This window comes from Streptococcus sp. 1F3, from assembly GCF_054968985.1.
The window spans coordinates 1-5326 of the sequence record NZ_JBUEQR010000110.1 but is presented as its reverse complement, the minus strand read 5'-3'; the positions used below and the strand labels follow the sequence as shown (position 1 = coordinate 5326).

Genomic DNA, 5326 nt, shown 5'->3' with positions numbered 1-5326 from the left:
GATACCACTTTTTAGGCACTGGGCGCTATGATAAGATCGCTTACATACCTTTTCTGAAACTATTTCAGTTTCATGCGTTTGGCGTGACCATCCTGAAAGGAAAAGCCATTTTAGTCTATTGAGAAATATGTGCTGAGAACTCGGGAAGAATGGGGAGTTTTTTTAGCCACCAAGGGTAAAGAAGCAATTTGGAATAGCCCTCCTATTTCTAAATGTATGGCGGGTGTTTGAATAGTCTTTTAGGAAAATTTGTCCCAAGTATGATATAATATGTCTAGCAAGAAATAGAAAGTATGTGAAGTGGATGCTCAATTATAGTCAATTATTTGATGTCAATTACTGGTCCAGTTTGTCAGTCAGTCTTTGGACTGCCTTGATGCACCTCGTTGATATTACACTGGTCAGCTATCTCATCTATCGCTTTAGTAAGGCCTTAGCAGGCACTAAAATTATGACCTTAGTTCGTGGGGTCTTCCTCTTTTTATTCTTCCAGCTTATTGCAAGTTTATTGGGTTTGCAGACTATTTCTTGGTTGATGAATCAGGTTATTACCTATGGGGTCATCGCAGGTGTGGTGATTTTTGCCCCCGAGATTAGGAGCAGTTTGGAAAAGCTTGGGCGGACAACCCAATTATTTACACGAATCGAATTGAGCTCAGAAGAAGCGATTATCCAAGCCTTTATTAAGGCAGCTGCTTACATGGCTCCTCGAAAAATTGGTGCCTTGGTCGCAGTGGAGCGTACCCAGACCTTACGGGAATACTGTTCAACTGGCATCCCGCTTGATGCGAATATTTCAAGTGAATTGCTGATTAACATTTTTATCCCCAATACTCCGCTTCATGATGGTGCAGTCATTATCCAAGAAGATAAGATTGCAGTATCTTGTGCTTATTTTCCGCTAACAGAAAGTGCAGGGATTTCCAAAGAATTTGGGACAAGACACAGGGCTGCAATCGGTTTGGCAGAAGTGTCAGATGCTTTTGTCTTTATTGTTTCAGAAGAAACCGGGAGCATCTCAGTTGCCTATAACGGGCTTTTCAAGCATGGTCTTAGCTTAGAAGAATTTGAAAGTGAGCTTAGGACCATATTTACCCCTGATGACGTGAAAAAGAGAAGTTGGTTAGAACGCCTAGGAGGTAAAATAAATGCAGAATAGACTAAAAAAAGTAGGACATTTACTTCTATCAGCTGTTATTGCCCTTGTATTATTTTTTTATGCAACAACAACCAACTATAAAAATTCGATTACAACAGCCAATACGACGAAGAAGGTGACCGAATCAGAAACCTATACCCATACGATTACGAATGTGCCGATCGATGTGAAGTATGACAGTGAAAACTATTTTATATCAGGCTTTTCTCCTACCGTGACAGTTTCATTGACTGCTTCAAACCGAGTGATTTTACAAAGGGAGACAGATGAGGCAACGCGGACATTTGAGGTGACCGCAGATTTAAATACTGTGACCGCTGGAACTCATGCTGTCGAGTTGGTTGCCTCTAACTTACCGACAGGGGTCAAGGCAAAATTGGTTCCTGATACAGTCACTGTAAAAATTGGTAAAAAAGTTAGCAAGACCTACGGTGTTCAAGGAGTGATTACCAATAACCAGTTAGCAGAGGGCTATAGCTTAGGAAAAATTACGGTTAATGTGTCTTCCGTAAAAGTCACAACTGATGAGGATACGATGGCACATGTCGATCGTGTGGAAGCTGTGGTACCAGATGCTAGTAATTTAAGTACAAACTATAGTGGAACAGCCACCCTACAAGCTGTTGATAGTCAGGGAAATGTCTTGCCTGTCGTCCTATCGCAAGATGGTGCGACCTTGCAGGCGACTATTTCCAAAACCAAATAAGAAAGAGAGTTAGGAAACAATGGGAAAATATTTTGGAACAGATGGTGTTCGTGGAGAAGCTAATATTGAACTGACACCAGAATTAGCCTTTAAGCTAGGACGTTTTGGAGGTTATGTCCTTAGTCAGCATGAAACGGATACACCACGTGTATTTGTCGGGCGTGATACACGCATTTCAGGTCAGATGCTAGAGGCTGCCTTGGTAGCGGGGCTACTGTCTGCGGGGATCCACGTTTATAAATTAGGAGTGATTGCAACGCCTGGTGTGGCTTACCTTGTTCGTACTGAAAAAGCAAGTGCAGGGGTCATGATTTCGGCTAGCCATAACCCTGCTCAGGATAATGGGATTAAATTCTTTGCAGGCAATGGCTTTAAGTTAGACGATGATTTGGAAGCAGAGATTGAAGCCTTACTTGATGCGCAAGAAGATAGCCTACCACGTCCATCAGCACAGGGATTAGGAGATGTGGTAGATTATCCAGAAGGGCTTCGAAAATACCAGCAATTCCTTGTTTCAACTGGTCTTGACTTGGATGGTATGAAAGTAGCCCTAGATACTGCAAATGGTGCAGCCAGTACTTCGGCCCGTCAAGTGTTTGCAGATTTGGGAGCCCAATTAACAGTTATGGCAGAAAAACCAGATGGCTTAAATATCAATGAGAATGTAGGTTCTACCCATCCAGAAGCCTTGCAAGAATTGGTCAAAAAAACTGGAAGTCAGATTGGACTAGCCTTTGATGGGGATAGTGATCGTTTGATCGCTGTGGATGAAACAGGGGCTTTAGTCGATGGTGACCGTATCATGTATATCATCGGGAAATATCTGGCAGACCTTGGGGTATTGGCGCAAAACACGATTGTCACAACAGTCATGTCCAATCTTGGTTTCCACAAGGCATTGGACAGGGAAGGTATTGATAAGGCAGTAACAGCTGTTGGGGATCGCTATGTGGTCGAAGAAATGCGCAAGTCAGGCTACAATCTTGGTGGTGAGCAATCAGGTCATGTTATCCTGATGGATTATAATACAACAGGGGATGGACAGTTGACGGCTGTTCAGTTGACGAAAATCATGAAAGAAACGGGCAAATCCCTATCGGAATTAGCTAGTGAAGTGAGCATCTACCCACAAAAATTAGTGAACATTCGTGTTGAAAATAGCATGAAAGATAAGGCGATGGAAGTGGAAGCCATAGCTGCTATTATTACAGAAATGGAAAATGAAATGGCTGGAAATGGACGTATTCTCGTTCGTCCAAGTGGAACAGAGCCCCTTTTACGTGTCATGGCAGAAGCACCAACTGATGCAGAAGTAGACTATTATGTAGATACTATCGCGGATGTGGTTAGAGCAGAGATTGGAGTGGAGTAAAAAGTGATATTTTTTAGTATTTATAGGAAACATTTGAATGGTAAGCTCCATAAAGAATTAAAAAAAGGACTACTTGCTGAGGAGGAGGTTCGTGAAATTGCAGAAAGCCTCCTTCAAGAACTGAAAAAGGATCGACAAACAGAAGACTTACGGACAAAACGTTTAAAAATAGCCATTCCTATTTTATTTGCTTTGCTCCTCTTGATGCAGCTTGTTTCAGCGCTAAAAACGGGCAATGCTTCAGTGACGATTCTCCTATTGACGGGGGCTTTATTTATCGGAATCCTGTATGCTTTCCGATGGCTTCAAACGGCTTATCTAAGAGAATTTATCGCAGTGACCCGTGAGCACTATCCAGAGATTTCTGCTGAATATGCAGATAAATTTTTCACAAAGAATTAGAAAAAGAGGGTGGGCAACCACCCTTTCTTATGAGGAATGAGATGAGTATTTTAGAAGTAAAAAATTTAAGCCATGGTTTTGGAGATCGTGCCATTTTTGAAAATGTATCCTTTCGTTTACTAAAGGGAGAGCATATCGGTTTAGTCGGGGCAAATGGTGAGGGGAAGTCAACCTTTATGTCTATTGTGACAGGACAACTACAACCAGATGAAGGAAAGGTGGAATGGTCACGCTATGTGACAGCAGGCTACTTGGATCAACATGCCAAACTAGAAAAGGGACAATCCGTTCGCGATGTTTTGCGGACTGCCTTTGATGAGCTCTTTAAGACAGAAGAGAGAATCAACGAGATCTATATGTCTATGGCAGATGAGGGAGCGGATATGGATGCCCTCATGGAAGAAGTAGGGGAACTCCAAGACCGTTTGGAAAGCCGTGATTTTTATACCCTAGATGCCAAGATTGACGAGGTGGCTCGTGCCTTAGGGGTCATGGATTTTGGAATGGATAGTGATGTGACCGAATTGTCAGGAGGTCAGCGGACCAAGATTTTATTAGCCAAGCTTTTGTTAGAAAAACCCGATATTTTGTTACTGGATGAGCCGACCAACTACCTAGATGCTGAGCATATCGAATGGTTGAAGCGCTATTTGCAGAACTATGAAAATGCCTTTGTCTTGATTTCTCACGATATTCCTTTCTTGAATGATGTGATTAACATTGTCTATCATGTGGAAAATCAGCAGTTGACCCGTTATACAGGTGACTATGAACAATTCCAAGAAGTTCATGCTATGAAGCGTGCCCAGCTAGAAGCAGCCTATGAGCGACAACAAAAAGAAATTGCTGATTTGAAAGATTTTGTCAATCGCAATAAGGCACGGGTGGCAACCCGGAATATGGCCATGTCTCGTCAGAAAAAGTTGGATAAGATGGACATCATTGAGTTACAGGCAGAAAAGCCAAAGCCGTCTTTTGACTTTAAAATGGCGAGAACACCGAGCCGCTTTATCTTCCAAACCACGGACCTAGAAATAGGCTATGATCGCGTCCTCAATCGCAAGCCCTTAAACCTTACTTTTGAGCGTCATAAGAAGATTGCTATTATCGGAGCTAACGGGATTGGAAAATCAACCCTATTAAAAAGTTTACTAGGTCTTATTCCATCTCTAAGTGGACAAGTCGAGCAAGGGGAATATCTGGAAATTGGCTACTTTGAGCAGGAAGTAGCTGGGGCTAATCGACAGACCCCACTTGAAGCTGTCTGGGATGCCTTTCCTGCCCTCAATCAGGCGGAGATTCGTGCAGCCTTGGCTCGCTGTGGTCTGACTTCAAAGCATATCGAAAGTCAAATTCAGGTCTTATCTGGAGGCGAGCAGGCAAAGGTGCGTTTCTGTCTCTTGATGAATCGGGAGAATAATGTCTTAATCCTAGATGAGCCGACCAACCACTTAGATGTTGATGCCAAGGAGGAATTGAAGCGTGCCCTTCAAGCCTACAAAGGTTCTATCCTCATGGTCTGTCACGAGCCCGACTTCTACCAAGGATGGGTGGATGATGTCTGGGATTTCAATGAGATGTAAGCAGCTGTAGTCGCGAAATGGACTCATCTATTATGGCTCTTTGTCAACTGTAGTGGGTTGATGAAAAGCTAACATCGTGAGAGGACGAACTTCGTTCTCTCTTT

At 42.8% G+C, this 5326-nt stretch carries 5 protein-coding genes; all 5 read left to right on the top strand.

The annotated features are described in order from the left end of the window. Window positions 1–304 precede the first annotated feature (304 nt). The 5 genes from cdaA to ACVPON_RS09420 are packed head-to-tail and all read left to right on the top strand — an operon-like array spanning window position 305 to window position 5222. Window positions 305–1159: a diadenylate cyclase CdaA gene (gene cdaA, locus ACVPON_RS09440; protein WP_462878376.1), complete on the top strand. Its 855-nt coding sequence runs from the start codon at window positions 305–307 to the stop codon at window positions 1157–1159. Continuing rightward, on the top strand, window positions 1149–1865 hold the full coding sequence (locus tag ACVPON_RS09435) for a CdaR family protein (RefSeq protein ID WP_462878375.1): 717 nt from the start codon (window positions 1149–1151) through the stop codon (window positions 1863–1865). The genes cdaA and ACVPON_RS09435 overlap by 11 nt, the downstream gene beginning before the upstream one ends. A gap of 19 nt (window positions 1866–1884) precedes the next feature. Continuing rightward, the gene (gene glmM, locus ACVPON_RS09430; protein WP_462878374.1) at window positions 1885–3237 is read left to right on the top strand and encodes a phosphoglucosamine mutase; all 1353 of its coding nucleotides are present in this window, start codon (window positions 1885–1887) and stop codon (window positions 3235–3237) included. A gap of 33 nt (window positions 3238–3270) precedes the next feature. Continuing rightward, complete coding sequence (locus ACVPON_RS09425) at window positions 3271–3639, top strand: hypothetical protein (protein WP_462878373.1); 369 nt, start codon at window positions 3271–3273, stop codon at window positions 3637–3639. Between the two features lie 41 nt (window positions 3640–3680). Beyond that, complete coding sequence (locus tag ACVPON_RS09420; RefSeq protein ID WP_462878372.1) at window positions 3681–5222, top strand: ABC-F family ATP-binding cassette domain-containing protein; 1542 nt, start codon at window positions 3681–3683, stop codon at window positions 5220–5222. Window positions 5223–5326 lie beyond the last annotated feature (104 nt).